This window comes from Rhodococcus yananensis, from assembly GCF_020515525.1.
Classification (GTDB): domain Bacteria; phylum Actinomycetota; class Actinomycetes; order Mycobacteriales; family Mycobacteriaceae; genus Rhodococcus; species Rhodococcus yananensis.
This window is the reverse complement of the sequence record NZ_JAIYEP010000001.1, coordinates 81,870-108,245: the sequence shown is the minus strand read 5'-3', so window position 1 is coordinate 108,245 and position 26,376 is coordinate 81,870. Positions and strand designations below refer to the sequence as shown.

The 26,376-nt window shown below is 69.1% G+C and carries 22 protein-coding genes; 7 read left to right on the top strand and 15 right to left on the bottom strand.

The genetic code is table 11. The annotated features are described in order from the left end of the window. The first annotated feature begins 22 nt into the window (after positions 1 to 22). The gene (locus LDQ05_RS00495; RefSeq protein ID WP_226434928.1) at positions 23 to 928 is read left to right on the top strand and encodes a spermidine synthase; all 906 of its coding nucleotides are present in this window, start codon (positions 23 to 25) and stop codon (positions 926 to 928) included. Continuing rightward, complete coding sequence (locus LDQ05_RS00490; protein WP_226434927.1) at positions 925 to 1,950, top strand: pirin family protein; 1,026 nt, start codon at positions 925 to 927, stop codon at positions 1,948 to 1,950. Before LDQ05_RS00495 ends, LDQ05_RS00490 begins: the two co-directional genes overlap by 4 nt. Positions 1,951 to 1,955: 5 nt before the next feature. Here the strand turns inward: LDQ05_RS00490 and LDQ05_RS00485 are convergent, their stop codons facing one another. After that, positions 1,956 to 3,395, bottom strand: a complete 1,440-nt coding sequence (locus LDQ05_RS00485; protein ID WP_372460996.1) for a flavin-containing monooxygenase — start codon at positions 3,393 to 3,395, stop codon at positions 1,956 to 1,958. Positions 3,396 to 3,537: 142 nt separating this feature from the next. Between LDQ05_RS00485 and LDQ05_RS00480 the strand changes: the two genes are divergently transcribed. Continuing rightward, entirely contained in the window at positions 3,538 to 4,227 is a 690-nt protein-coding gene (locus LDQ05_RS00480; protein WP_226434925.1) for an SDR family oxidoreductase, read from the top strand. 9 nt (positions 4,228 to 4,236) lie between these two features. Here LDQ05_RS00480 and LDQ05_RS00475 read toward each other — a convergent pair whose 3' ends face one another. The 4 genes from LDQ05_RS00475 to leuS form a co-directional block, all read right to left on the bottom strand. Further along, positions 4,237 to 5,301 (bottom strand): DUF6777 domain-containing protein, encoded by a 1,065-nt coding sequence (locus tag LDQ05_RS00475; protein WP_264184213.1) that lies wholly within the window; start codon positions 5,299 to 5,301, stop codon positions 4,237 to 4,239. A 28-nt stretch (positions 5,302 to 5,329) separates the two neighbouring features. After that, positions 5,330 to 6,307, bottom strand: a complete 978-nt coding sequence (locus LDQ05_RS00470; RefSeq protein ID WP_226434924.1) for an alpha/beta fold hydrolase — start codon at positions 6,305 to 6,307, stop codon at positions 5,330 to 5,332. Further along, positions 6,307 to 6,690, bottom strand: a complete 384-nt coding sequence (locus tag LDQ05_RS00465; protein ID WP_226434923.1) for a nuclear transport factor 2 family protein — start codon at positions 6,688 to 6,690, stop codon at positions 6,307 to 6,309. The genes LDQ05_RS00470 and LDQ05_RS00465 overlap by 1 nt, the downstream gene beginning before the upstream one ends. Positions 6,691 to 6,940: 250 nt before the next feature. Continuing rightward, positions 6,941 to 9,799, bottom strand: coding sequence for a leucine--tRNA ligase (gene leuS / locus LDQ05_RS00460; RefSeq protein ID WP_226434922.1), 2,859 nt, complete (start codon positions 9,797 to 9,799; stop codon positions 6,941 to 6,943). A gap of 103 nt (positions 9,800 to 9,902) precedes the next feature. Between leuS and LDQ05_RS00455 the strand changes: the two genes are divergently transcribed. Together LDQ05_RS00455 and LDQ05_RS00450 are read left to right on the top strand one after the other, a co-directional pair. Then, on the top strand, positions 9,903 to 10,307 hold the full coding sequence (locus LDQ05_RS00455; RefSeq protein WP_226434921.1) for an SdpI family protein: 405 nt from the start codon (positions 9,903 to 9,905) through the stop codon (positions 10,305 to 10,307). Between the two features lie 19 nt (positions 10,308 to 10,326). After that, positions 10,327 to 11,292 carry a DUF1648 domain-containing protein gene (locus LDQ05_RS00450; RefSeq protein ID WP_226434920.1) on the top strand — a complete coding sequence of 322 codons (966 nt, stop codon included), beginning with the start codon at positions 10,327 to 10,329 and terminating at the stop codon, positions 11,290 to 11,292. A gap of 43 nt (positions 11,293 to 11,335) precedes the next feature. On the opposite strand, the gene LDQ05_RS00445 is transcribed toward LDQ05_RS00450, so the two are convergent. Together LDQ05_RS00445 and LDQ05_RS00440 are read right to left on the bottom strand one after the other, a co-directional pair. Then, the gene (locus LDQ05_RS00445) at positions 11,336 to 11,944 is read right to left on the bottom strand and encodes a YqgE/AlgH family protein (RefSeq protein ID WP_226434919.1); all 609 of its coding nucleotides are present in this window, start codon (positions 11,942 to 11,944) and stop codon (positions 11,336 to 11,338) included. A 12-nt stretch (positions 11,945 to 11,956) separates the two neighbouring features. Further along, positions 11,957 to 12,664 (bottom strand): TetR/AcrR family transcriptional regulator, encoded by a 708-nt coding sequence (locus tag LDQ05_RS00440; RefSeq protein WP_226434918.1) that lies wholly within the window; start codon positions 12,662 to 12,664, stop codon positions 11,957 to 11,959. A 131-nt stretch (positions 12,665 to 12,795) separates the two neighbouring features. Here LDQ05_RS00440 and LDQ05_RS00435 point away from each other — a divergent pair, with 131 nt between their 5' ends. Together LDQ05_RS00435 and LDQ05_RS00430 are read left to right on the top strand one after the other, a co-directional pair. Beyond that, entirely contained in the window at positions 12,796 to 13,734 is a 939-nt protein-coding gene (locus LDQ05_RS00435) for an NAD-dependent epimerase/dehydratase family protein (protein WP_226434917.1), read from the top strand. A gap of 60 nt (positions 13,735 to 13,794) precedes the next feature. Further along, on the top strand, positions 13,795 to 15,087 hold the full coding sequence (locus LDQ05_RS00430; protein WP_372460995.1) for an MFS transporter: 1,293 nt from the start codon (positions 13,795 to 13,797) through the stop codon (positions 15,085 to 15,087). Between the two features lie 10 nt (positions 15,088 to 15,097). On the opposite strand, the gene LDQ05_RS00425 is transcribed toward LDQ05_RS00430, so the two are convergent. The 8 genes from LDQ05_RS00425 to LDQ05_RS00390 form a co-directional block, all read right to left on the bottom strand. Further along, the gene (locus tag LDQ05_RS00425) at positions 15,098 to 16,168 is read right to left on the bottom strand and encodes a sulfate/molybdate ABC transporter ATP-binding protein (RefSeq protein WP_226434916.1); all 1,071 of its coding nucleotides are present in this window, start codon (positions 16,166 to 16,168) and stop codon (positions 15,098 to 15,100) included. Then, positions 16,165 to 16,923, bottom strand: a complete 759-nt coding sequence (locus LDQ05_RS00420) for an ABC transporter permease (RefSeq protein WP_226434915.1) — start codon at positions 16,921 to 16,923, stop codon at positions 16,165 to 16,167. Before LDQ05_RS00420 ends, LDQ05_RS00425 begins: the two co-directional genes overlap by 4 nt. 59 nt (positions 16,924 to 16,982) lie before the next feature. After that, on the bottom strand, positions 16,983 to 17,765 hold the full coding sequence (modA, locus tag LDQ05_RS00415; RefSeq protein ID WP_372460994.1) for a molybdate ABC transporter substrate-binding protein: 783 nt from the start codon (positions 17,763 to 17,765) through the stop codon (positions 16,983 to 16,985). Next, complete coding sequence (locus LDQ05_RS00410; protein ID WP_226434914.1) at positions 17,762 to 18,166, bottom strand: TOBE domain-containing protein; 405 nt, start codon at positions 18,164 to 18,166, stop codon at positions 17,762 to 17,764. Before LDQ05_RS00410 ends, modA begins: the two co-directional genes overlap by 4 nt. A gap of 141 nt (positions 18,167 to 18,307) precedes the next feature. After that, the gene (locus tag LDQ05_RS00405; RefSeq protein ID WP_435277802.1) at positions 18,308 to 19,627 is read right to left on the bottom strand and encodes a lipase family protein; all 1,320 of its coding nucleotides are present in this window, start codon (positions 19,625 to 19,627) and stop codon (positions 18,308 to 18,310) included. A gap of 90 nt (positions 19,628 to 19,717) precedes the next feature. Then, positions 19,718 to 21,283, bottom strand: a complete 1,566-nt coding sequence (locus tag LDQ05_RS00400) for a GMC oxidoreductase (protein WP_226434981.1) — start codon at positions 21,281 to 21,283, stop codon at positions 19,718 to 19,720. Positions 21,284 to 21,500: 217 nt separating this feature from the next. After that, complete coding sequence (locus tag LDQ05_RS00395) at positions 21,501 to 22,046, bottom strand: TetR/AcrR family transcriptional regulator (protein WP_226434912.1); 546 nt, start codon at positions 22,044 to 22,046, stop codon at positions 21,501 to 21,503. A gap of 73 nt (positions 22,047 to 22,119) precedes the next feature. Continuing rightward, positions 22,120 to 26,178 (bottom strand): bifunctional nitrate reductase/sulfite reductase flavoprotein subunit alpha, encoded by a 4,059-nt coding sequence (locus tag LDQ05_RS00390; protein WP_226434911.1) that lies wholly within the window; start codon positions 26,176 to 26,178, stop codon positions 22,120 to 22,122. Positions 26,179 to 26,376: the final 198 nt, after the last annotated feature.

Sequence of the window (26,376 nt, the reverse complement as noted above, 5' to 3'; positions counted from 1 at the left end):
GGACGCGAATAGACTGGTCGGCATGGGCAGGCAACGGAGTGGCCGGGCCGCGTCGGTGCCGGACGGCACTGCGGGTCGCGGTCCGATCGAAGGTCGGTACGACATCGACACGGGAACATGTGAGCTGATCAAGGACCGGTACCGGCCCGACGGTTGGATCCTCGAGGTCAACGGCGTACCCAGCTCACACATCGATCTGGACGATCCGACGCTGCTCGAGTTCGAGTACATGCGGTGGATCGCGATGCTCGTCGGCGACCGCCACCCTCGCGACCAGCGGATCCGCGTCCTGCACCTCGGTGGTGGGGCATGCACGATGGCTCGGTGGTTCGCCGCGGTCTACCCCGATGCGCGGCAGGTCGTCGTGGAGATCGACGGTCGTCTCGCCGAACTCGTCCGCGACTGGTTCGATCTGCCTCGCGCTCCGCTGCTGCGCATCCGGGCGGGGGAGGCACGTGCGGTGCTCACAACCCTCACGGACGCCTCTCGGGACGTGATCGTCCGCGACGTGTTCGCGATCAACCGTACCCCCGTCGCACTGACCACCGAACAGTTCACCCGACACGCCCACCGGGTGCTGGCGCCGGGCGGCATCTACGTCGTCAACTGTGGCGACACCCGTGACCTGACCACCGCGAAGCGGGAGGCCGCGACCATCGGTTCGGTGTTCGCACACACCGCGATCATCGCCGACCCGGCGATGCTCAAGGGGCGCCGCTACGGCAACATCGTGATCGCCGGAAGCGATGCCCCGCTCGGCGATTCCGCGTCGTTGGTCCACGACCTGCTCGGCGGCGCGGTTCCCGCGCAGCTCCGACGCGACGCCCAGGTCACGGCGTTCGCGGGTGGCGCGAGGATCCTCGACGACGACGAGGTGCCGCACCGACCGGGAACAACGCCGTGTGCCGCGGTGTCGACCACGCCATGACTTCCGCGGGCTCCCCGGTCCTGCAGGTGTTCGAGCTCGGCTCGCCCTGGCAGACCATCGATCCGTTCCTGTTCGTCGCCCACCACGTCGACGACTACCCGGCCGGCAACGACGCCCTGGGCCCGGACGCACCGCTCGACGGCCGCCCCCTCGGCCAGGACTTCGGCAACCCCGCGGGCTGGAACATGTACCACGGCACGGTGGTTCCGGGTTTCCCCGGACACCCGCACCGCGGCTTCGAGACGGTGACCTTCGTGTGCTCCGGCTTCGTCGATCATTCCGACTCCGTGGGCGCCTCGGCGCGTTTCGGTGACGGCGACACCCAGTGGCTCACCGCCGGGCGTGGCATCGTGCACAGCGAGATGTTCCCGCTGCTGCACCGCGACCGGGAGAACCCGCTCGAGTTGTTCCAGATCTGGCTGAACCTGCCCGCCGAATCGAAGAGCGCCGACCCGCACTTCTCGATGCTGTGGGACGGCGACACCCCCACCGTCACGTTCGACGACGACGCCGGGCGCACCGCGTCCGTCCGCGTGCTCGCCGGAACGCTCGGCGGCGCGACCGCGCCTCCGCCACCACCGGATTCGTGGGCGTCGCGACCCGACACGGACGTCGCGATCTGGAACATCGACCTGTCGGCCGGTGTGCGATGGGAGATTCCGTCCGCCGCGGGCACCGACACGCAACGGGTGCTCTACGTGTACGACGGTGCGCCCGTGACCATCGGTGGTCGGCCGGTGACTGCCGGCCACGGTGCGGTCGTCGATGCGTCGATGCCGCTGCCCGTCACCGGTGGTGCCGACACCACCCGCATTCTTCTGCTGCAGGGCAGGCCGATCCGCGAACCCGTCGTGTCCTACGGTCCGTTCGTCCTCACCGACGAGGCGGGGGTGCGGCAGGCGTTCGCCGACTATCGTCGCACCGGGTTCGGCGGCTGGCCGTGGGACGACGACGGGCCCGTCCATTCCGTCGACGCCGGACGCTTCGCCCGGTACCCCGACGGGCACGTCGAAAAGCCTTGATGCGATCAGGAGTACGTCATGTGGTCGTCGAGCCGACCGAACCGCATCTCCGGTAGATCGAGCAGATAGTTCTGTCGCATCCGCCACGGACCACGCGACCCCTGCTTCGGCAGGATCGCCGCGGCGCGGGTCACGTAACCGGACGTCAACCCGAGCAGCGGTTTCGGTCGCGGATCGCGGTGGCGGTCCGGCGTGGCGATTCGGAAACCGTTCCGGCCCATGTGGTTCAGCAGACGACAGACGAACAGTGAGGCCAGGTCGGCGCGGAGGGTCCACGACGCGTTCGTGTAACCGAGGCACAACGCGAGATTCGGGACGCCGCCGAGCATCGTCCCCCGATAGATGTACGTGTCGGCGGGATCGACCCGCTCCCCGTCGACGGTCACCGTGATCCCGCCCGCCGGCAGCAACTTCAGTCCGGTCGCGGTGACGATGACGTCCGCTTCGAGTTCCGCGCCCGATGCGAGACGGATGCTCTTCTCCGTGACCGTGTCGATGCGGTCGGTGACCACCGTCGCGCGGCCCGAGTTCAACGTGCGGAACAGGTCGGCGTCGGGGACGAGACACAGTCGCTGATCCCACGGCCGGTACGTCGGGGTGAAATGCGGATCCACCAGGGACGGTTCGTGCAGGTTCCGGGTGGCCACCCACCGCAGGAACCGTGTCGCGACGAACGGCGCGTGCCGGCACAGTTGGTAGAAGCCGAGATTCGCGATGATGTTCTTGACCCGGACCAGCCGTTGCGCGACCGTGTCGGGCAGCGCCCTCCCGACCGACCGCGCGAACGGATCGTGTGCCGGCAGCGACATGATGTACGACGGGGAGCGCTGCAGCATCGTGACGTGCTCGGCCTTCTCGGCGAGCGCCGGAACGAGCGTGATCGCGGTGGCGCCGCTGCCGATCACCACGACCTTCCGGCCGTCGCAGTCGAGTTCCTCGGGCCAGAACTGGGGATGCACGACGGTCCCCGCGAAGTCGCCGAGCCCGGGAATGTCCGGCCGGTGACCGGATTCGTAATCGTAGTATCCACTGCACAGGTACAGGAACGAGCAGTTCGTCTCGACGCTCACCCCGTCGGCGACCGACCGTACCGTCCACCGCGCACTCGACGAATCCCAGGAGGCCTCCACCACCTCGTGCCCGAACCGGATCCGCCGGTCGATCCCGAACTCCGCGGCGGTGTCGCGCAGATACTGCAGGATGTCGCCGCCGTCGGCGATCGAGGTGTCACCGCGCCACGGTCGGAACGGGAACCCGAGTGTGAACATGTCGCTGTCCGACCGCACGCCCGGGTACCGGAACAGATCCCAGGTTCCGCCGATCGCGTCACGTGCCTCGAGGATCGCGTACGTCCGGTCGGGGCACCGCGTCTGCAGCCGGTATGCCGCGTCGATCCCCGACAGTCCGGCACCGACGATCAGCACGTCGACGTGTTCCACGGGCAACTCCTCTCGCGAGTCCGCTGCCTCCATTGTGGCCGTCGTGGCCGTTCCGCCTCCGGCGGATCGAGCGAATGTATCGTCCAGCCTCCTCATTCGATCGGGCGATACATTCGCCCACACTCGGGTGGGGGATAGGGTCGACGGCATGCGACCGACAGCTCTCGTCACCGGAGCGAGCCGCGGACTCGGCGCCGCGATCGCACGCGAACTCGCCCCCACACACGACCTGCTTCTCGGCGCGCGGCGACCCGAGTCGCTGACGTCGATCCTCGACGAACTACCCGGGGCGACGCCGTGGCCGGTGGATCTGCTCGACCACGACGCGCTCGCGCGCGCCGTCGACGCACTCCGAGAGCGGGGGATGGGCCGGTTGGACGTGCTCGTCCACAATGCCGGTGTCGCCGAACTCGGTACCGTCGCGGAGTCGGACGTCGACCAGTGGCGGCGCGCGATGGAGGCCAATGTGTTCTCGGTGGTCGCGGCGACGCGGCTGCTGCTGCCGATGTTGCGGGCCGCACGCGGACACGTCGTGCTGATCAACTCCGGCGCGGGTCTGCGCGCGAATCCGGGGTGGGGTTCGTACGCGGCGAGCAAGTTCGCGTTGCGTGCATTCGGGGACGCGCTTCGCCAGGAGGAGCCGGACCTGCGTGTGACGTCGGTGCATCCGGGTCGTATCGACACCGACATGCAGCGTGCGATCGTCGCGACCGAGGGCGCCGAGTACGACGCCACCCGCTTCCTGAGGGCGTCGACGGTGGCCCGGGCGGTGCGACAGGCCATCGAGACCCCGGCGGATGCACATCCCACCGAGATCGTGGTTCGACCTCGCGGCTGACGACTCCGGTCAGAACGGGATCGGGATGACGACCGGCGGACCTCCGGGAATCTCGATCCGAATCTGCGGTGGAGGTGCCGGCGCCGGTACGGGCGCGGGCGCAGGCGGTACCGGAGCCGGAACCGGTTCCGGCGGCGGTGCCGGTGCGGGCGGGGGTTCCGGGGCGGGCGGTGGCGGGGGCGGTGGCGGCTCGGGGTTCGGTGCCGGTGCCGGTGCCGGTGCGGGCGTGTTGTTCCGCCGTGCCGGTGCTGGTTCGGGCTCGGGTTGCGCCGCTTGTGTCGCGACCTGTTCGGGAGTCGGGGCCGGTTCGGGATCCGGGACGGGGGGAGCCAGCAACCCGGCACCGATCGGAACGGGCAGCAGGTTGCCGGTGGTGATGTCGACGACGGTCAGTTCACCCATCGGTTCGGGTGCGGGTTGCACCACGAACAGCCGTTCCGTGTCGAGGTCGGGCCATTCGGTGCCCTCGAACTCGGGGGACGCCGCGAGCACCGGCGTCGACAGCGGGTTACCGCGCGCGCACCGCACACGGGGGACACCGCGATCGTCGACGAGGACGACGGTGCCGGTCTCGAGTACGGCCTGTACCGGGCGTGCCGCACCGTCCTCGTAGTCGTAGCGGGTCACCCGGGTGTCGGCCCGGAGCAGGACCGGGGTGAGCGACCGCGTGTAGGCGGGAATGTCGTTGGTTCCGACGATCCCCATCCACGCGGCCGCCTTGGCCGGATCGTCCTCGAGGGTCGCGACGAGTTCGTTGCGGTCGCAGAGTTCACGGTCGAGGCTGCCCCCGTAGAGCGCCGTCCGGTTTCCGGACACGGCCGGCGTTCCGACGGCGCCGACAGGATCACCCGCATCGCCGACGGCGTCCGCGGGCGGTGCGGGGACCGCGACGGGTACCTGGGCCGGCAGCAACAGTCCGGTCCAGGGGTGGTCGCCCTGCGCGGTCGCGACGTCGAGGCGGACGGGTTCGGCGCTGCGAGCACCTCCCGACGTGCATGCCCCCGTCGCGAGCGCGACCAGCACGAGCACCGTTCCGAATCCGCGTCTTGCGGTGTCGGTGGCCACGCCCGCCATCGTATGGCGGAGTGCGCGTCGCGACAGGTTATTCGGATCGTTTGCGCCGATACAACGTCGACAGGAACCCGAGGATGAGCTTGTTGACCTCGTATCGGCGTTCCATCTGCACGAAATGCCCGGCTCCTTCGAGGAGGTGGACGCCTCGCAGGTCCGGAACCGACTGCCGCATCCGGTCGAGCGCGCCCGACCCCATCATGGCGACGACGGGGTCCTGTGCCCCCGCGATGAACAGCGTGGGTACCCCCAGCGAGACACCGTCGTAGTCGCGCGACGCGGACCAGTTGGCGTCGTACGCCCGGTACCACGACAGGCCGCCACCGAATCCGGTGCGGGCGAATTCGTCCGCGTAGTGCGCGTGTTCCGCCTCGGTGAGCCAACGCCACGGCAGGTCCGGGGCCTCGGGGAGGACGTCGAGGTAACCGTTGCCTTCCGAGGGGTGCGTCCAGATGTCCAGGTAGCGGTAGCCACCGGACAACGCGAAGAACAGTCTGCGCAGGAACTCGCCGGCCCGCGGATCGAGTTCCGCCTCGGCGACGCCGACTTCCTGGAAATAGTGCAGGTGCAGGAAGTGACGGCGCGCCATCGCCGCGAACGCCTCGCTGGGACGCACCGGGCTGCGGTCGGCGTTGTAGGGCACCGACAGCAGGACGACACCCGCGACCCGCTCGGGGTGCCGCAACGCGGTGGTCCACACGGCGGGCGCCCCGAAATCGTGTCCGACGAGGACCGCCTCGTCGATGTCCAGGGCATCGAGCAGGCCCACGAGTCGATCCGCGACCGCCACGTCGGTGTATTCCTCGACCGCGCGGGGGCGGTCGGTGTGACCGTAGCCCGGCATGTCGGGTGCGACCACCCGGTATCCACCGTCGACGAGCGGCGGGGTCTGGTGACGGTAGCTGTAGCCGAGCCCGGGGAAACCGTGGCAGCACACGACGGCAGGTCCCGATCCCGCATCGTGGATGTTCCACGTGAAACCGTCGACGTCGATGCGGCGCGTCTCCATCAGCCCGCCGGTACCGTCTGCATGTCCTCCTGGTTCCAGTACGCCTTCATGCCGGTGATCCGGGCGTCGTCGTCGAACGTCATCACGTCGATGACCTCCATGACGATGTCCTGCTCCCCGAGGTGCGTGACCAGCCGGAACAGGAAGGCGGCCGTGTTTCCGGCGATCTTCACGGTGATCACCTCACCCGTCTGGTCGAGCGACTCGAGCACCGAGTAGAACTCGCGGAGTTCCTCGTCGGTGGTGCGGACCGGTGTTCCCACGGGGTCCTCGACGGTCGCTCCCGGCGCATACAGCGCCAGGATCTCGTCGGTGGTTCCCTTCGCGACCGAACGTACGTAGTTCTCGACGGTGGAGCGGATCGAATCGGGTGCCGGTGCCATGTCGTCCCCTTCAGAACTGAAACAAGTTTCACCGGAGGGTAGCGCACGATCGGGGCCTGGGACAGTGCGGGAATCGGGGGCCTCGGGAGTGAGGTCGGGGGTCCGGTGTTCCGCCCCGACCTCGAGAATCCCACGGCGGAGGACATCGCGCCGACCCGCACCGGAGGATGAGAAGGGAAAGGGTGCCCGGAACGATTTCCGGGCACCCCTCGCCCACGTCACCGTGCTCGACGCGCAGCGTCGACCGGGATCACTTCACGATATTGATCATCTTTCCGGGCACCACGATCACCTTCCGGGGTGCCGCACCACCCAACAGATCGACGATCTTGTCGTCCGCCAACGCCACCGCTTCGATCGCATCGGGCTGCGCGTCGGCCGCGACGGTGATGCGGCTACGCACCTTGCCGTTGACCTGGATCGGGTATTCGACCGTGTCCTCCACCAGCCACTTCTCGTCGGCCGTCGGGAAGGGTCCGTGGGCCAGCGATCCGGTGTGCCCCAGGCGTGACCACAGTTCCTCCGCGAGATGCGGCGCGACCGGTGCGAGCATGAGCACCAGCGGCTCCACCGATTCGCGCGGCGCACCGGACGGGTACTGCTTCGTCAGATGGTTGGTGTACTCGATGAGCTTCGCGATCGCGGTGTTGTCACGCAGATGCGCATAGTCGTCGGACACGCCGGCGACGGCCTTCGCCAGCGCGCGGCGGGTGCCGTCCACCGGCTGCTCGTCGGTGACCCGTACGTCGCCCGACTCCTCGTCGACGACGAGACGCCACGCGCGCTGCAGGAAACGCTGGGCGCCGACGACATCCTTCGTCGCCCACGGACGCGACTGGTCCAGCGGACCCATCGACATCTCGTACACCCGCAGGGTGTCGGCGCCGTACTCGTCGCAGATCTCGTCGGGCGCAACGGAATTCTTGAGCGACTTGCCCATCTTCCCGTACTCGCGGTTCACCTGCTGCTCACCGTCGGGCCCGGTCCAGAAGAAGGCACCGTCGCGTTCGACGACCTCGTCGGCGGGCACGTACACGCCGCGCTCGTCGGTGTAGGCGTACGCCTGGATGTATCCCTGGTTGAACAAGCGGCGGTACGGCTCCGAGGAGGTGACGTAGCCGAGGTCGAACAGCACCTTGTGCCAGAACCGCGAGTAGAGCAGGTGCAGCACCGCGTGCTCGACACCACCGACGTACAGATCGACGCCGCCCGGATCGTTCGCACCGTGCAACTCCGGACGCGGACCCGTCCAGTACGCCTCGTTCTCCTTGGCGCAGAACTCCTCCGAGTTCGTCGGATCGATGTATCGCAGCTGGTACCACGAACTGCCCGCCCACTGCGGCATCACGTTCGTGTCGCGCGTGTAGTGCTGAAGGCCGTCACCGAGATCCAGTTCGACGTTCACCCAGTCCGTGGCCTTCGCGAGCGGCGGCGACGGCTGCGAATCGGCGTCGTCCGGATCGTACGACACCGGCGCGTAGTCCTCGACCTCCGGCAACTCCACCGGCAGCATCGACTCGGGCAGCGCGTGCGCTCCGCCGCGGGCGTCGTAGACGATCGGGAACGGCTCGCCCCAGTAGCGCTGCCGGGCGAACAACCAGTCGCGCAGCTTGTACTGCACGGTGCCCGAACCGGTTCCGTTCTTCTCCAACTCCGCGATGATCGTCTTCTTCGCGTCGTCGACGCTCAGCCCGTCCAGCAGACCGGAATTCACGAGTGCACCGTCACCGGTGTACGCCGCGGTGGTGACGTCGCCGCCGGCGATGACCTCCAGGATCGGCAGACCGAACGCGGTCGCGAACTCCCAGTCGCGCTGGTCGTGGGCGGGGACCGCCATGATCGCGCCGGTGCCGTAGCCGGTGAGCACGTAGTCGGCGATGAACACGGGCAGTTTCTCGCCGTTGACCGGATTCACGGCGTAGGCGCCGAGGAAGACACCGGTCTTCTCCTTCGATTCCTGCCGCTCGAGATCGGATTTCGCGGCGATCGCCGCGCGGTACGCGGCGACGGCCTCCGCGGGGGTGGAGGCACCCCCGGTCCAGCGCTCGTCCACGCCGTCCGGCCAGGCATCGCGGACGATCTCGTCGACGAGGGTGTGCTCGGGCGCGAGCGTGACGTAGGACGCGCCGAACAGGGTGTCGGGACGAGTGGTGAACACCTCGATCGGTTCGCCGGATCCGTCCACGGTGAACGTGACCTCGGCGCCGTGCGACCGCCCGATCCAGTTGCGCTGCATGGTCTTGACCTTGTCGGGCCAGTCCAGGTACTCGAGGTCGTCGATGAGCCGATCGGAGTACGCGGTGATCCGCATCATCCACTGGCGCAGGTTCTTCCGGAACACGGGGAAGTTGCCGCGCTCGGACCGTCCGTCGGCGGTGACCTCCTCGTTGGCGAGCACCGTACCCAGCCCGGGGCACCAGTTCACCAGCGAATCGGAGCGGTAGACGAGACGGTGCGCGTCGAGGACCGCGGCACGCTCGGCCGCGGTCAACTCGGACCAGCTGCGGCCGTCGTCGAGTGAGCGGGTGCCGTCGGCGAACTCGGCCTCGAGTTCGGAGATGCGGCGGGCGCGGCCGGCCTCGGCGTCGTACCAGGCGTTGTAGATCGTCAGGAAGATCCACTGCGTCCAGTGGTAGAAGTCGACGTCCGTGGTCGCGACGGAGCGACGGTCGTCGTGGCCGAGACCGAGACGGCCGAGCTGGCGCGTCATGTTCGCGATGTTCGCCTCGGTCGTGGTGCGCGGGTGCGTGCCCGTCTGCACCGCGTACTGCTCGGCGGGCAGACCGAAGGCGTCGTAGCCGAGGGTGTGCAGCACGTTGTGACCCAGCATGCGGTGGTAGCGGGCATACACGTCGGTCGCGATGTATCCGAGGGGATGGCCGACGTGCAGACCCGAACCCGAGGGGTAGGGGAACATGTCCTGCACGAACAATTTGTCGGCGGGGACGTCGCCCGCGAGATCGCCGACCGGGTTGGGCGCGCGGAACGTGCCCCGTTCACGCCACAGCTCCTGCCAGTGCTGCTCGATCCGCCCGGCGAGCCCGGCGGTGTACCGGTGCTGCGGGGCGGCGTCGGATGACGGTGTGGAAGTCTGATCGGGACGGGTCACTGTGATCGCTATCTACTCGGACGGCGTTTGTCGGCTCCAACCAGGGTAGAACGTGCCCCCACCCGGCGGGCCAGGCGGCCACGCCCGGGCGTATCCTGGCCGGGTGCTGATCGTCGCCTGCCTGCTCTTCGTTCTCGCCGTCGCCGTCGGCGCGGTCGGTGTCGCGGCGCTGACCGGCAAACTGTCGCGCAACCGCTGGGCGGGTGTCCGCACCGCCGATTCGCTGCGCGACGACGAGGCCTTCGCGCTGACCAACAAGGTCGCCGCCCCCAGCATGCTCGGCGCCGCCGTGCTGTTGGCCGTCGGCGGTGTGGCCTCCCTGACCCTGCCCGTGGTGGGCGGTGTCATCGCCGTGATCGTGACGGTCGTCGCCGCCGCGCTCACCGCCGGTGCCGGCGGGTCGATCGCCGCGCGCGTCGCCGCTGCCACGAAGCCCGCCGAATCCGAGGGATGCGGATCGTCGTGCGGCGCCTGCAGCCTGAAGGGCATGTGCGAACCGACCGCGTGAGCGGCCCTATTCTGTGGCGGTGACCACCCGCCGGACCATCGATCCCATCGGGGCCCTGTTCGGCCTCGGCATCCCCGTCCTGTGCGCCGTCGGCGTCGTGTGGCTGACATCGGCATGGACGCCCCGGCTGCCGTCGGAGATCGCGACGCACTGGAGCGGCACGGCCGCCGACTCGTTCGGCAGCCCGATGTCGACAGCGTGGACGATGGCGCTGTTGATCCTGCTGATCGGCGGCGGCTGCTGCGCGATCGCAGCGCTGGCGCAGGCACAGCTGATGATGCGCCGCTACATGCTGGTGATCGGGCTGACCGTCACGTTCTTGATGCTGGCCGTGCAGGTCGCGACACTCGCCTCGCAACTCGACGTCACCGACCCTGCCGACGTGCGGTTCCCGGCCTGGTCGCTGGGGGTCGGCACCGTCACCGGTGCGGTCGTGGGGTGGGTCGGAGCGCGGTTGCTGCGCGACGGGCGTCCCCGTACCCCGGCGACGCGGCGGCCCGATCCGTCGTTGCCGCGCGGCCCCGCGGAACTCCCCCTCGTCGAACAGGTCGGCACGGGCACCGGCACCACCGCGGTGGTGGCGCTCGTCGTGCTGGTTCCCGTGGTGCTGGTGTGCGGCGCCCTCGGCAGTGTGTGGCCGATCCTGGTGGCGGCGCCACTGCTGATCGTGGTGCTGGGGCTGCTCCGGTTCACCGTCACGGTGGACGAGACCGGCCTGTCGGTCCGCAATCTCGGTGCCGATGCCGTCTTCTACGGGATCGACGAGGTCGTCGGGGCGAAGGTGACCCGCACCCGCCCGTTCCAGGACTGGGGTGGCTGGGGCATGCGGGTCAAGGGCCGGGGTCGATACGGACTGGTCACGAACACCGGGCCCGCACTCGTCGTCACCACCGAGTCCGGTCAGGAGTTCACCGTGACCACGCGGCGGGCGCAGGAGATGGCCGGGGCCCTGAACACCCTCGCGGATCGCCGGGACCCCGACTGACCTACCCTCGACGTCCACGCTCGGTGTTCCGGCCGACGACCGGTCAGTTCCGTTCCACCTCGATCGGATGCGTCGCGAGCAACGCGAGCGGGAGCGGCTGTCGCCGCAGCACCCGGGCCCACAGATCGATTCCGGTGGGGGCGAGGACGTCCTGCGGTAGCGCCGAGACGACGATCCAGTCTTCGTTGCGCAGTTCACCGTCGAGTTGGCCGGCGCTCCACCCGGCGTATCCGGCGAAGACCCGCAGCCCGTCGACGTAGCGGGCGACCACGGCGGGATCGGTGTCGAGGTCGATCATGACGACACGACCGTCGACCCGCCGGATTCCGGATACGCCGTCGATTTTCGCGCCGACCCGCACGGTGCCGAGGCACAGCGCCGAATCCCGCTGTACCGGACCACCGACGAACAGCGCCGGCGGATCCGCGGCGAGCGGGGTCCAGTGCGGCAGCATCTGCGCCACCGGGGTGTCGCTGATGCGGTTCACGACGACCCCGAAGCTACCCGAGTCGTTGTGTTCGATCACGTAGACGACGGTCCGCCGGAAAGTCGGTTCGGCGAGGTCGGTCGCGGAGACGAGCAGGGAGCCCGGCCGGACCCTCGGGACGGACGGTGCGGTGCGGTCCTCGGGGTCGTCCTGGTGCTGCGCCACTCCGACATTCTCTCACCGTGCGGCCCGCTGCGCGGGGATGAAACCGGCAGATTCCGCGAGTACCGCGAGGTGATGCTCGAAGATGGCGGTCGGATCCGCGAACGTGTCGGTGCCGTACTGCCCGAACACCTCGAAGCTCACGGTTCCGAACAACCCGGCCCACACGAGTACCCCGCGCGCGAGCACCTCGTCGGGCAGGTCCACGGCCAGGTCACGCCGGATCCGCCGGAGATCCGCGGCGAGCGTGTCGGACACCGCGACGGTGTCCCGTGCGGTGAGCGCTCCGGCGGCGTGGGCGTCGGCGAGGATCCGGACCAGGTGCGTGACGACGCGTGTGCCCGGTTCGGTCGTGCGCTCGGCAGGCGCGTGGTAGCCGGGGACGGGGCTGCCGAACACCAGGGCGTATCGCGCCGGTTCGCGGAGCGCCCAGCCTCGGACGGCGCGACCGAGCTCCCGGAACCGCTCCGCCGGATCGTGCACGTCCACCAGGGCCTCGTCGACGGTGTTACCGAGGTCGTCGTAGGCGTCGATCACCAGGAGCGTGAGGAGTTCGTCGCGGCTCGCGACGTACCGGTACACCGCCGACGAGACGACACCCAGGTCGCGCGCGACCGCGCGCAGGGACAGCGCTGCCGCGCCCTCGGTCGCGAGGTGTTCGCGCCCGATGCGCAGGATGTCGTCCATCGTGCGGGCACGTGCCCGGGCCCGGGGTGTCGTCATGGGATCACCCTCCCGCGAACCGGGAGCGCTGTCAACAAATGTGAGCACTGCTCTTGACAAGCGGACGTTGCGGGTGGAGCCTGGAACCAGAAACAGAGAGCAGTGCTCACATTTTCGGGAAGGGACCCGCCGTGCAGGAACTCCATGTCGTCGCCGGAGCAGGACCCGTCGGCCACACCGTCGCTGCGCAACTCGCCGAGCAGGGCCACCGCGTCCGGGTCCTCACCCGGTCGGGCAGCGGCCCCGACCATCCGAACGTCGAGCGTCTCCGCGTCGACGTCAACGACCGCGACGCGCTCGCCAGCGCCGTGCGCGACGGAACCGGCACCGCCGTCGCCGTGTACATGTGCATCCACGGCTCGGCCTACCGCGCCGACGTGTGGGAACGCGAACTCCCCGGCGCCGAGACCACCGTCCTCGACGCGGCCGGCGCGGTCGGGGCCGCCGTCGTCTTTCCGGAGAGCCTCTACTCGTACCGCGACACCGACCGGCCGATGACCGAGGACTCCCCGCGCGACGCGAGCGGCGGAAAACGCGGCGTGCGTACACGTCTGCTCGCCGCCCGCGCCGCGCACGCCACCCCGACCGTCAGCGTCGTCGCCTCCGACTTCTTCGGCCCGCACGTCCGCACCGCCCATGCCGGCGAACGCATGGTGCCCGTCGTCCTCGCCGGCCGTACCGTGCGGGTGCTCGGATCACCCGACGTCCCGCACTCGTTCACCTACGTACCGGACCTCGCGGCGGCGATGATCGCCGCGGTCGGCCGACCCGACCTGTGGAACCGGGTCCTGCACGCACCGACCGCACCCGCACTCACCCAACGGGAACTGGCCGGTGCATACGCCACCGCCGCGGGACTGCCGTCACCGTCGGTCGGGGCGATCCCGTCGTGGATGGTGCGCGCGGGCAGCGGCGTCTCCCGCGACATGCGCGAACTCGCCGAGATGCTCTACCAGTTCACCGACCCGTTCGTCATGGACTCGACGGCCACCGAGAAGACCCTCGGATCGTCGCCGACGCCGTTGCCGGAGGCCGCCGCCGCCACGGTCCGCTGGTGGCAGAACCGCTGACACCAGCCGAAACCCGATGTGTCCGGAACATCGACACCCGAACACATAGGCTCGACCATCGTGAGAGAGTCGAAGCGTCAAGCGTGGTCGTCGACGGTCGCGGCGCTGCGGCACTCGCCGGGACTCGCGCGGTTGACGGTCGTGCGGTTCGCAGGCCAGTTCGGAGACGGACTGTTCCAGGCCGCGCTCGGCGGCGCCATCCTCTTCAACCCCGAACGCCACACCGATCCGCTGGCGATCGCCGCCGGGTTCGCGGTGCTGCTGCTGCCGTACTCGGTGATCGGGCCGTTCGCCGGGGCACTGTTGGACCGCTGGGACAGGCGCCTCGTCCTGGTGTGGGCGAACATGTTGCGCGGACTCCTCATCGTCGCCGCCGCGGCGGTACTCGTCACCGGCGGGGGACAGACACCGCTGATGCTGCTGGCACTCGCCGCGGTCGGGGTGAGCCGGTTCGTCCTCGCCGGGGTGTCGGCGTCGCTACCGCACGTGGTCGCCCAATCGTGGCTCGTACCGGTCAATTCGGTGCTCGCGACCGTCGGTGCGGCCGTCGCCGGAGCCGGTGCGGCCGTCGCCGTCGCCACGATCGGGTTCGTCGGAGCCGGCGACCTCGGATCCGGCACGGCCGTCGCTCTGGGCGTGTGCGGATCGGTGGTGGGGGCCGTCGCCGCGGGTGGCTTCACGTCGCGGGCGCTGGGACCGGAAGGCGCGCGCCCACGCGCAGTGGTACGGACCGTCCTGGCCGGGCTGCGCACCGGCGCTGTCGCGGTGTGGCAGGCACCCGGGGTGACCGCCGCGATGGTCGGGATCGGTACGCACCGCGTCGTCTTCGGCATCGACACCCTCATCATGGTGCTGGTGCTGCGCGGCGATCCGGAGACCGAGTCGGTGTCGTCGGGACTCGCCGGATTCGGTGTCGCGGTCGCCGCGACCGCGGCGGGAATGCTGCTCGCCGCGATCGTCGCACCGATCCTGATCCCGCGTCTGGGGCGGCCGCGCACCGTGACCGTCGGACTGATCGTCGCCGCGATCGTGCAGGCCGCGTTGGTCACGTCGGTGCAGAGTGGACCGCTGCTCGCCGCCGCATTCCTGCTGGGACTCGCCGGGCAGACCATCAAACTCACCGGTGACGCCGCGATGCAGATCGACGTCGACGACGCGCGGCGCGGTCGCGTGTTCGCACTGCAGGATGCCGTGTTCAACACGGCGTTCCTCGCCGCGATCGCCGCGGCCGCCACCGTCATCGCCCCCGACGGGCATTCGCCGGGTCTCGCCGTCGCCGGGGTCGTGGTGTACGTGCTCGGACTCGTCGGCGTGGTGGCCGTCCGGCGGTTCCGGATGCGCGACGCCGGTTGAGGACGGCCGCCTACCCGCCTCGCCTGGCCGAGACCCGGTGGATGTGCACCTCGGTGGCCTTGACCACGAACCACACCTCCGCACCCGGTTCCAGTCGCAGATCCGCGGCCGCGGCCGTCGTGATCTCGGCCGCGACACCCGAGCCGGATCGGACGAGAACGGTGGCACCGCGGGCCTCGAGTTCGGCGACCGTCACGCGGAGAACGTTGCGGGGGCTGCCGTGCGGGGCGTCGGAGTAGACGGCGACGGCGGACGGCGGGAACACCGCCGCACCCGCCGCACCGGGTTCGCAGTCGGCGTCGCACACCCCGTGCACGACACCGACCTCCGTGTCGACACCCGCATCGACGAGAGCACCGGCGAGCAGGTTCGTTCCGGCGATCCGCGCCGAGAACGCGCTGCGCGGACGGGTCAGGACGTCGTGGACGGAACCGTCCTCGACGATGCGACCGTCGCCGACGACCACCGCGCGATCGGCGAGCGCGAGCACATCGAGCGGATCGTGGGTGACCATCAGCGCCGTGCGACCGGATTCACGCAGAACCGTTCGGAGCAGCGACCGGACCGCGGGGGCGGTGGACACGTCGAGCGCCGCCATCGGCTCGTCGAGCAACAACAACTCGGGGTCCGCGGCGAGGGCCCGGGCGATGGCGATCCGCTGCGCCTGCCCACCGGACAGCTGGTAGGGACGGCGATCGGCGAGGGAAACGGCGTCGACGGCCGCGAGCCAGGTCTCGGCCCGCTCCCGGGCCGCGCGGCGGCGCAGGCCCGCGCTGCGCGGCGCGAACGCCACGTTGTCGAGCGCAGTCATGTGCGGGAACAACAGGGCCTGCTGAGCCAGCAGTGCCACCGACCGTCGATGCGGTGGGACGTGCGTCGAGGTTCCGGTGTCCGTCAGGGTGCGACCGCCCAGTTCGACGAGCCCGTGATCGGGTCGGATCAGTCCGGCGACGATCCCCAGCAGAGTCGACTTTCCGGCACCGTTCGGTCCGAGGACCGCGACGACACTGCCCGACTCGACGTCGAGATCGAGGTCGACGCCACGCACGTCGACGGTGGCGTGCACGTGCAACCGGCTCATGTCGCCTCCGGCCGTCGACGGACGTGCACGGCCACGACGATCACGAGCGCAACCACGATCAGCAGCAGCGACAGCGCGACGGCGGCGTCGGGATCGGTCTCGCGCCGCAGGTAGATCTCGAGCGGCAACGTGCGGGTCACTCCTTGGAGACTGCCGGCGAAGGTGAGGGTGGCACCGAATTCGCCGAGTGCACGCGCGAACGCGAGGACGGCACCGGAAGCGAGACCGGGCACGACCATGGGCAGGGTGACGCGACGGAACACGGTGGTGGGCCGGGCACCGAGGGTCGCGGCGACGTCGTCGTAGCGGTGCCCGGCGGTGCGCAGTGCCCCTTCGAGGCTCATCACGAGGAAGGGGAGGGCCACGAACGTCTGCGCGAGGACGACAGCGGACGTCGAGAACGCGATGCCGACGCCGAGTACCTCGAGGTGTTCACCGATCAAACCGCGGCGACCGAAGGTGTAGAGCAGGGCGATACCTCCGACGACCGGGGGCAGCACGAGCGGCAGAAGCACGACGGCGCGCAGCACCGACAACCCGCGGAAGTTGCTGCGCGCCAGCACGAGCGCCATCGGTACGCCGAGTACGAGGCACAGGACCGTGCTGGTGAGCGCGGTGCGCACACTGAGCACCAACGCCTGCACCGATTCCTCGGAGGTGATCAACGCGGGATAGTTCGCCCAGTCGACGCGCAGGAGCATCGCGAGCAGTGGGACGGCCACGAACAGCAGTCCCACCGCCGCGGGGACGTACATCCACGCGGGAACACCGGTGGACGTACGCCCCGATCCGGCCCTTCGGGGTCGAGCCTCGATCACGGTGCGCCGAAGCCCGCTTCGCCGAGGATGGCGGTGCCTTCCGGACCGGTGACGAAATCGACGAAGTCACCGGCGAGTTCGGGGTTCGCGGAGTCGGCGGTGACGGCGATCGGGTAGGTGTTGACGGCGCCCGAGGTTTCGGGGAACGGCACGGCGGTCACTGCGTCTCCGGCGTCGGTCGCGTCGGTGACGTACACCAGGCCGGCGTCGGCCTGACCGGAGGTGACCTTTCCGAGCACATCGGTCACCGACGATTCCTCCGACACGGGGGTGAGGTGCACTCCGGTGGATTCCTCGACCTTCTTCGTGGCGGATCCGCACGGAACCTGCGGGGCGCACACGACGAGTTGGAGATCGGGCCGGGCGAGGTCGGCGAAGGAGCTGATTCCCACCGGGTTTCCGGGTTCGGTGACGATGGTGAGCACGTTGGTCGCGAAGTCGACGGGTGTCCCGTCGACGACTCCGGACTCGACGCCACGGTCCATGGTGCTCGTGTTGGCGGATGCGAACACGTCTGCGGGGGCTCCCTGTTCGAGTTGCGCGACGAGGTCGGACGATCCGGCGAACGAGAACGTGACGGTGGTACCGGGGTGCTGCTGCTCGAAGAGCTCCCCGATCTCGGTGAACGTCGCCTTCAGGGATGCCGCGGCGAAGACCGTGAGGTCGGTGGTCCGGTCGGCGCCGGTCGCCGTCTCGGTGTCGCTGTCGCTGCTGCACGCGACGAGTGTGAATGCTGTTGCGAGAGAGACGGCAACCAGTGCCGGTGTACGGAGTTTCACGCGCGCTCCCCGGGGGTTTCGATGATGACGGTGGTGGACTTGACGACGGCGACTCCCACGCTGCCCGGTTCGAGACCGAGTTCGCGGACGGCCTCGGTGCTCATGAGGGAGACGATCCGGTGGGGTCCGCACTGCATCTCGACCTGGGACATGACGGTGTCGGACAACACGCGGGTGACGAGACCGACGAGGCGGTTCCGGGCGGAACTACCGACCCCGAGCAGGTCGGGTGCGTCGTCGGCCTGGGTGCGGGCGAAGTCGGCGAGGTCGCGTCCCGCGATCACCTTGCGGCCGGATTCGTCCTTGTGCGCGTCGAGTTGCCCTTGATCGATCCATCGACGCACGGTGTCGTCGCTGACGCCCATCAGCACAGCCGCATCGCGTATCCGCACATTCGTCATGATCGAGACATTACTTCCGCACCTTCGGAGACACAACGGAACGTAGTCGCGGCAACACGAACGCCGACGCGCCCCGTTCCGGCACCGCGTGGTGGTGGAGGGTGCCGGAAGGGGCGCGTCGACCCGCGCCGAGTGGAGGGCTCAGCCCATCACACACCCGGACGGCGGTTCGTCACCCAGCGTGCTCATCAGGTACGGGACGACCTTGTCGTCGCCGAAGGCGTCGATGAGCAGCGGACCGAAATGCCCGGGAAGTGTCGCGCCGGGCAGAATCGGCGGCAGGGTGTTGGTCTCGAAGGTCACGTCCGCACCGCGGCCGCACCAGTCCTGCGCGAGTTGCGCCGCCTGACCGTAGGGGACGGTGTCGTCGTTGACCCCGCTGGTGATGAGCACGGGAGCCGCGGGGGCCACGGTTCCGATCCGCTGATCGTCGAGAACCGGCTGGGCTTCGGGAATCTCGTTGAGCCACGCACCGAGGGGCCGACCGTCGACGGTCATCTCGCGGGTGTCCACGAAGGGATGCTTCAGGATGATGTCACCGATGCAGGCCGTGCGGGCCGCACCGAGCAGCGCCTGCCCCCGCTCGTTGATCGCCGCGTCCACGTACGGCTGCAGGTTCGGGTGACGATCGAGGATGCCGTTGACTGCGAAACCGATCACACCACCGATGAGCGCTCCGTCGACCTGGTCGAGGGTCGCGCGGATGTCGGCGACCGGTGCACCCGCCCACACACCCTTCAGGTTCACGTCCGGCGCGTAGGCGGCCTGAAGTTCCGCGGCGGCGGCGGTCGCGCCCCCTCCCTGCGAGTATCCCCACAGCAGCACGGGTGCGTCGGAATCACCGCCGGACAGCGCATTCGCCGCTCTGGCGGCGTCGAGCACGGCGTGCCCGGTCTCGACGCGATTGACGTAGGTGTGGATGCCCGGGGTGCCGAGCCCGACGTAGTCGGTGACGAACACCCGGGCTCCGAGAGACGTCCACACGGCCGCGGACAGGGCTTCCTGGTTCGCGGAGAACGTCGGCTCCCCGTTCAGGTCGGCGTAGAGCCCGTGCGGCATCGCCAGCGAGATGGCGCATCGGTCGCCCTGCCCCGTGGTGCCGGGGGCGATCACGACCGTGGGACGCTCACCGGGCCCGTTCCACGGCCCCTCGGAATCCATGAAAATCCCGGTCACCGCGGCGGTGCTGCCGTCCTCCTTCGTCGACGTGAACATCACGCGTTGCGAGTCCACCGGCCACGTTCCGTCCGATGTCGGTGCCGTCGCGAGAACGTCGACGGGTTCGGTCCGCACCACCGTGCCCGGTCGACCGGGAAGGTCGGCCGGCGGCAGGTAGAACGGGGTCGGCGGAGCCTCGTCCGGGGGTGTGGCAGCGGCGAGCCCCGAGGCGGTCACGCCGATTCCGACGGCGCTCCACACCACGAGCAGCGTGCGCAGCAGCCGGTGGCGACGCGGTCGCATTCTCGCGAAGCGGTTGGGTGAGGTGGACATCCCGGACTCCTCCGGTCGGTGCACGTGTCGTGCAGAGGTGATGGTCGTTTCGGGTCGCGGTCAGATGATCGAGCCGACATCCCGTCGTACGAGGTTGTCGAGGGCGCGCTCGGCGACCGCCGCGATCGTCATCGACGGGTTGCATGCCGCTGTGTTGCCGGGCATGAGGGCACCGTCGAGGACGTAGAGCCCGCGCTGGCCGAGCACACGCCCGTCGATGTCGCACACCACGCCCATGTTCGCGCCGCCGAGCGGATGCCAGGTGGACGGCATCACCGCGTTGGTGTCGGTGACCACCGCGGTCGGTCCTGCGATCGCGCGAACCGTGGGATCGATGTGGCCCCATTGGATTCCGCCGTCCCCGTCGTGCGGCCACGACAGCACACCCTGGTCCCGGCCCGCGTCGTAGCGGATCGTGCCGCGTCCGTCGCTGACGCCGTACCCGACGAGCACGGTGCTGTGCAGATCCATCGACAGCGAGGGGATCGATGCCTGGATCACCGTGTGCGCGTGCTCCGGGTCGGACCAGTTGAGGCTGCCGTACACGACGGGGCCGCCCTGCTCGATCCCGAAGTCGCAGGTGGGATCGGTCCACAGGTAGATGCGATCGGCGTTCGTGCCCCATCCGTCGCCGAGTCCATCGGGCAGATCGGGGATCGCACCGAGCGCCCCGGCGCGCACCAGCAACCGGGTGGTGTTGACGCTGCCGGCCGCCATGATCAGCGTTCCCGCGGTGAGCACGAGGTTCTCGAGAACCGTTCCGGTGGTGTCGGTCCGGTCGACCCGAACGACCCAGCGGCCATCGGCGGCACGCTCGATCGAGGTGACCTCGTGGCAGGTACGCACGTCGACCCGTCCGGTCGATTCCGCCTGAGCGAGATAGGTGACGTCGACGGAGTTCTTCCCACCGTTGTCGACGCCCAGTGCACCGTCGCCGTTGGTGTAGGACGGTGTCATCTCACCGCGCAGCTCGGCGAGGGCGTAGTCCCAGTCGATGGGCATGGGGATCTTCTGCAACGGGAGTCCCTGCTCGGTGACCCGCTTCGCGAAGATCCGGGCCGCCTCGTAGGTCGGCGACTCGATGAGCTCGTCGGGTGCGGTCGCGAGACCCAGCATCTTCGCCACCCGGGGGTAGTAGATGCCGTCCATCTGCGCCCAGTCGAATCCGCCGGGGAACCAGCGCGCGAAGAGTTCCTCCGTCGGCTGCAGCGACATGCCCTGGTAGATGAGCGATCCCCCGCCGACACCGGTGGCGCACAGCGCGGTCATGTTGTCGCCGGCAACGGCTTCGAGCAGGCCGGTGTACGGCTCGAACGCGACTGGCCTACCGAACAGTTCGGGGTTCGACTTGTGCCACAACACCCGCTTGTCGGGGGCGGATGCGCTCGGGAAGGTCGTCGAGTTCGGGCCCGCCGGCCAGCGGACACCGCGTTCGAGCACCACCACGGGGACCCCGGCCTGCGCGAGCCGCAAAGCACTGACGCCGCCGCCGAATCCGGATCCGATGACGACGACGCGGTGCTCCTCGTGCGTGAGCGGAACACGCTGCGCGCGAGCACCGATCGGGCGCGCTCCCGCAGTGTGCGGCAGTGAGACCGCCAGCCCTGCTGCCACCGCGGCACCCATGAACGCGCGGCGACCGAACGCGCGTCGGTTGTCGGTCACTCGGCCTTCTTCCCGCTGCACGCCGGTGCAGCATCCCGGTTTCGGTGTCAGGAGCGGGGGAGGGCGTCGGTGATGCGATTCGACCCCCCGGTGATACGAGAAAACTAGACACATTCGCCAAGAGTGTCAAGGTGCGGGGAGTGGTCGAGGTCGCGACAGAGCTACCGGAGGGAGATGGTCACACCGACAGCGCCGGAGTGAGCCAGCGCTCGAGGAAGGCACGGAGCACATCGTCGGGACGCGCGACCGGGTCGTCGAGACACACCACCGCCCACCCCAGGTGCACCGCGATCTCGGCGATCTCCTCGAGGCGACCCTCCACCTCGGGAAAACGTTCCTGCATCGGCACCAGAAAACCGGCCGACACCTCGACGGCACGATCGGCCGCCCCGGGATCGAAGAGGGGATTACCGGCCTGCGATCGCAACAACGCACCGAGAATCGCGTCGGTGCGGAACGCCCGTCGACATTCGACGATCAGATCGACGACGAACGCGACCGGTGATTCCGCCGTCGCCAACAGATCGGGAAAACCCGCGACCAGCGAACCCATATGCTCCGCGAGCGCCCGGGACACCATCTCCTCGCGCGTTCCGAAGTTCGAGTACACCGTCTGCCGCGACACACCCGCACGATCCGCGACGGCCGCGATCGTCACGGCGTCGAACCCCCTCGTGCCGATCAGTTCCCGGGTGGCCTCGGTGATCTTCGTGTGCGAGCGCATGTACCGCATTGTCCCGCGTCACCGCGGGCGACCGGGCGACCACTCCCGGATCCGGCTCGCGGACGGTGCGGCGTCAGTACACGTCGCGGACGTACCGGCGATCCGCGACCAGTGCGTCCACGTACGCGGCGGCACCGTCCGCGTCGAGACGTCCGTGCGCCTGAACCACGTCCCGCAGTGTCGCGTCGACGTCCTTCGCCATCCTGCTCGCGTCACCGCACACGTAGAAGTGCGCGCCGTCCTCGAGCCACCGCCACAGCTGCGCACCGTGCTCACGCATGCGGTCCTGGACGTAGATCTTCTGGCGTTGGTCCCGCGAGAACGCCAGGTCGAGGTTGGTCAGGAACCCGTCGGCGTGCATCCCCTCCACTTCGTCGCGATACAGGAAGTCGGTCGCAGACCGCTGATCGCCGAAGAACAACCAGTTGCGCCCCGTGTGTCCCGACTCGCGCCGGTCGTGCAGGAACGCGCGGAACGGCGCGATACCCGTCCCCGGCCCCACCATGATCATCGGCGTGTCGGCGGTCGACGGCGGACGGAAATGCGCACTGCGCTGCACGAAGATCGGGATGTCGACGCCCTTGCTGTGATCGGCGAGAAAACTCGAACACACTCCCGCACGGTCACGGCCGTCGTTGCTGTACCGGACCACGGAGACGGTCAGTTGCACCTCGCGGGGATTCGTCTTCGGGCTCGACGAGATCGAGTACATGCGCGGTTGGAGCCGCTCGAGGATCGGCAGCCACTCGTCCAGCGGAGCCTTGAACGGGTACTCCGCGATCACGTCCATCGCCTGCTTGCCCCACAGCCAACGCTGGAGCTCGATCTTGTTGCCCGGGCGCAGCAGCTTCGCGAGTTCGGAACTGTCGGTCTGCTGCTGCACGAACCGGAGCAGGTCCGGGGTGACACGGGTGACATCCAGGTGACGGGTCGCCGCCTCCCGCAACGGAATCGTGGGATTCCCCGGCAGTTCCACGGGTGCCTCCGCATCGAGCGCGGTCACCTGCAGCCATTCGTCGACGACATCCGGACCGTTCGTCGGCAGCACCCCGAGTGCATCCCCGGCGCTGTACTCGAACTCCGGATCGAACAGTTCGAAGCCGAAGCGCCGCACATCCTTCGACGAACCCGCGCCGCTGAGCGGCTCGTTGTGCGTCAGCCGTGTCACCAGTGGGGACTTCCGCGAGAAGCGCGGCCCCGCGGGCGCCGGCGGCGGAGGCGACGTCGGCGCGGTGTCCGACGCCACGAGCGGCACGACCGCGGCGAGCCACTCCTGCGCGGCATCCTCGAAGTCCGGCTCGCAGTCCACCCGCGGCGCCATCCGTGTCGCGCCGAGTTCGGCGAGCCGCTCGTCGAGTCTGCGACCGTGCCCGCAGAAATCGTCGTAGCTCGAATCCCCGAACGCCAGAACCGAATATCGGGTTCCGGACAACGACGGTGCGTCGGGGCCGGTCAGGGCCTTCCAGAATCTGCCGCCGTTGTCGGGGGCGTCACCATCGCCGAACGTGCTGGTCACCACGAGGAGATCGGCCGTGTCGGTGAGGTCGGTGACGGCGAGGTCGTCCATCGGTACCGAACGTACGGCGCGACCCCCCGCCCGAAGGCGCTCCGCGACCGTCCCGGCGAACTCCTCGGCGTTCCCGGTCTGCGACGCCCAGGCGAGCACCACGGGCGCACCCGCGGGTTCGTCCTCCGGATCCGTTCCGGAAGAAGGTGATCCGTCTCCGCGCGAGAAGACACCCGCGAGAAGCCCGTCCACCCACACGCGGGTCGCGGCGGGCATCGGCGCGGACGTGGGCAGCACCGGCACGGTCGTGATCTCGCCGGTGCGCAGACCCGCGAGCACACCGGCGAGGTAGGTGCGGGCCGTGTCGTCGAGCACCGGTGCCGCCACGTCACCGAGTCCGATCTCCTCGGCGAGCCGCGCGAGAACGCCGTCGCCGTCACCGGATACGGGCGTGTCGACCCTCGCCAACGCGACCGCACACACCTTGAACTCCGGCTGATGCGAGACCGGGTCGGTGGCGTCGTTGGTGACCGCGTTGACGGCGAGATCCGCGCCGTAGGCATCGTTCCAGTGGAAGGGCGCGAAGCAGTTCCCCTCCGAGACCCGGTCGGTGATGACGGCGGGCAGCACCGCACGGCCACGCCGCGAGACGATCTCGACGTGGTCGCCGTCCCGAACCGACAACCGGTCCGCATCGACGGGGTGGATCTCCACGAACGGCCCCGGCTCGAGCTTGTTCAGTTTCGCGACCTTGCCGGTCTTGGTGAGGGTGTGCCACTGGTGCTGCACCCGCCCCGTGTTGAGCACCATCGGGAAGTCGTCGTCGGGTAGTTCCGCGGGCGGAACATGCGGCCGGGCCAGGAACTTCGCCTTCCCGCTCGGTGTGGCGAAGCGCAGCCTCGGTACGGTTCCGTCGGTGTGTTCCAGCTTCGGCTGCGACACTCCGTCGTTGAGATACCGCACCGGATTGCGGTCGGCGCCGCCGGGCGGGCACGGCCACTGCACGGGTCCGCGCCGGAGACGGTCGTAGGTGATTCCGCGCAGGTCGTATCCCGTCGACGGATTCGCGAACCCGGTGATCTCGTCGAAGATCTCCTCGGCACTCGAGTACGCGAACGCTTCACCGAAGCCCATCTCCTCGGCCACCCGCGTGATGATCCGCCAGTCGGGCAGGGCGTCACCGACCGGGTCGACCGCCTGCCGGATCAGGTTGAGGGTGCGGTCGGATCCGATGGTGACGTAGTCGGATTCGGACCACAACGCGGCCGGCAACTGGATGTCGGCGTATTCCCCGGTCTCGGTTCCGGCGTAGGCGTCCTGCACGACGACGAGTTCGGCCTTCTCGAGTGCCTCGAGAACGGTTCCGCGGTTCGCGACCGTCGCGACCGGATTGGTACAGATGATCCAGCAGGCCTTGATCTCCCCGGCCGCCATCCGCTCGAACATGTCGATGGTTCCGGTGCCCACCTCGATCCGGAGGGTGCCGGGCTCGAGGCCCCACTGCTGCTCCACGAACGCGCGATCCGCATCGGACAGGACGGAGCGCTGACCGGGCAGTCCCGGCCCCATGTAGCCCATCTCCCGGCCACCCATCGCATTGGGCTGGCCGGTCAGCGAGAACGGGCCGCTGCCCGTGCGGCAGATCGTGCCGGTCGCCAGATGCAGGTTGCAGATCGCATTGGTGTTCCACGTGCCGTGGGTGCTCTGGTTCAACCCCATCGTCCAGCACGTCATCCAGTCGCCGGCCTCACCGATCCAGCGGGCGGCCGTCCGGATGTCGTCCTCGGGGATCCCCGTGATCGCGGCGACCGCGCCGGGGGTGTACTCGGCGAGGAACTCCTCCATCGCCTCCCACCCCTCGGTGTGTTCGTCCACGAACTCCCGATCGACGTGCCCGTTCTCGACGAGCAGGTGCAGCAGGCCGTTCAGGAGGGCCAGATCGGTGCCCGGTTCGATCCGCAGATACAGATCGGCCTTGTCGGCGGTCGCGGTACGACGCGGATCCACGACGATCAGCTTGGCGCCGGCCTTGACGCGGTCCATCATCCGCAGGAACAGGATCGGGTGGCAATCGGCCATGTTCGAGCCGATGACGAAGAACACGTCGGCGTGGTCGAAGTCCTCGTACGACCCAGGGGGTGCATCCGAACCCAGCGACAGTTTGTATCCGGTGCCGGCACCGGCCATGCACAGTCGCGAGTTCGATTCGATGCCGTTGGTGCCGAGATATCCCTTCGTCAGCTTGTTCGCCAGGTACTGCGACTCGAGCGACATCTGACCCGACACGTACACGGCGACGGCGTCGGGTCCGTGTTCGTCGATGATCGACCGCATCCTGCGGGCGGTCTCGGCGATCGCATCGTCGACGGGAACCGGCATCGGGGTGGCACCGCGCGCACTGCGCACGAGGGCACCGGTGAGTCGGCCGCCACCGGCCAGCATCTCCGCGCTCGTCGCACCCTTGGTGCACAACCGGCCCCGGTTCGTGGGGTGATCCTTGTCGCCGTACGCCTTGACGACCCGCCGCGCGCCCGTCTCCGGGTCGACTGCGACGTCGAGAATCATGCCGCAACCCACACCGCAGTACGAGCAGGCGGTCTTCACCGACGTGATCGCATCCTGCATGTCCCGCTCCTGATCGGCACCGTCTCGAAAGGCCGGTGTCCATGCTGCGGACACGGTGTTGCGACAGGATCAATCGCGGTGATCGGGATGTGACAACTGGCTCACCCCGCACGCCCGAGGTTGTGAGGGATGCGAAACATGCGCAGCGTCCGGGACACACCCGAGTGCGCGGTGCCCGACACGGAACGACCGGGTGAG

Bases quoted from the DNA above. Each gene is read 5' to 3' on its own strand.
- LDQ05_RS00495 (WP_226434928.1), top strand. From the start codon at position 23: ATGGGCAGGCAACGGAGTGGCCGGGCCGCGTCGGTGCCGGACGGCACT.
- LDQ05_RS00490 (WP_226434927.1), top strand. From the start codon at position 925: ATGACTTCCGCGGGCTCCCCGGTCCTGCAGGTGTTCGAGCTCGGCTCG.
- LDQ05_RS00480 (WP_226434925.1), top strand. From the start codon at position 3,538: ATGCGACCGACAGCTCTCGTCACCGGAGCGAGCCGCGGACTCGGCGCC.
- LDQ05_RS00475 (WP_264184213.1), bottom strand. From the start codon at position 5,301: ATGGCGGGCGTGGCCACCGACACCGCAAGACGCGGATTCGGAACGGTG.
- LDQ05_RS00470 (WP_226434924.1), bottom strand. From the start codon at position 6,307: ATGGAGACGCGCCGCATCGACGTCGACGGTTTCACGTGGAACATCCAC.
- LDQ05_RS00465 (WP_226434923.1), bottom strand. From the start codon at position 6,690: ATGGCACCGGCACCCGATTCGATCCGCTCCACCGTCGAGAACTACGTA.
- LDQ05_RS00440 (WP_226434918.1), bottom strand. From the start codon at position 12,664: ATGACGACACCCCGGGCCCGGGCACGTGCCCGCACGATGGACGACATC.
- LDQ05_RS00425 (WP_226434916.1), bottom strand. From the start codon at position 16,168: ATGAGCCGGTTGCACGTGCACGCCACCGTCGACGTGCGTGGCGTCGAC.
- LDQ05_RS00420 (WP_226434915.1), bottom strand. From the start codon at position 16,923: ATGTACGTCCCCGCGGCGGTGGGACTGCTGTTCGTGGCCGTCCCACTG.
- LDQ05_RS00410 (WP_226434914.1), bottom strand. From the start codon at position 18,166: ATGACGAATGTGCGGATACGCGATGCGGCTGTGCTGATGGGCGTCAGC.
- LDQ05_RS00405 (WP_435277802.1), bottom strand. From the start codon at position 19,627: ATGCGACCGCGTCGCCACCGGCTGCTGCGCACGCTGCTCGTGGTGTGG.
- LDQ05_RS00400 (WP_226434981.1), bottom strand. From the start codon at position 21,283: ATGGGTGCCGCGGTGGCAGCAGGGCTGGCGGTCTCACTGCCGCACACT.
- LDQ05_RS00395 (WP_226434912.1), bottom strand. From the start codon at position 22,046: ATGCGCTCGCACACGAAGATCACCGAGGCCACCCGGGAACTGATCGGC.
- LDQ05_RS00390 (WP_226434911.1), bottom strand. From the start codon at position 26,178: ATGCAGGATGCGATCACGTCGGTGAAGACCGCCTGCTCGTACTGCGGT.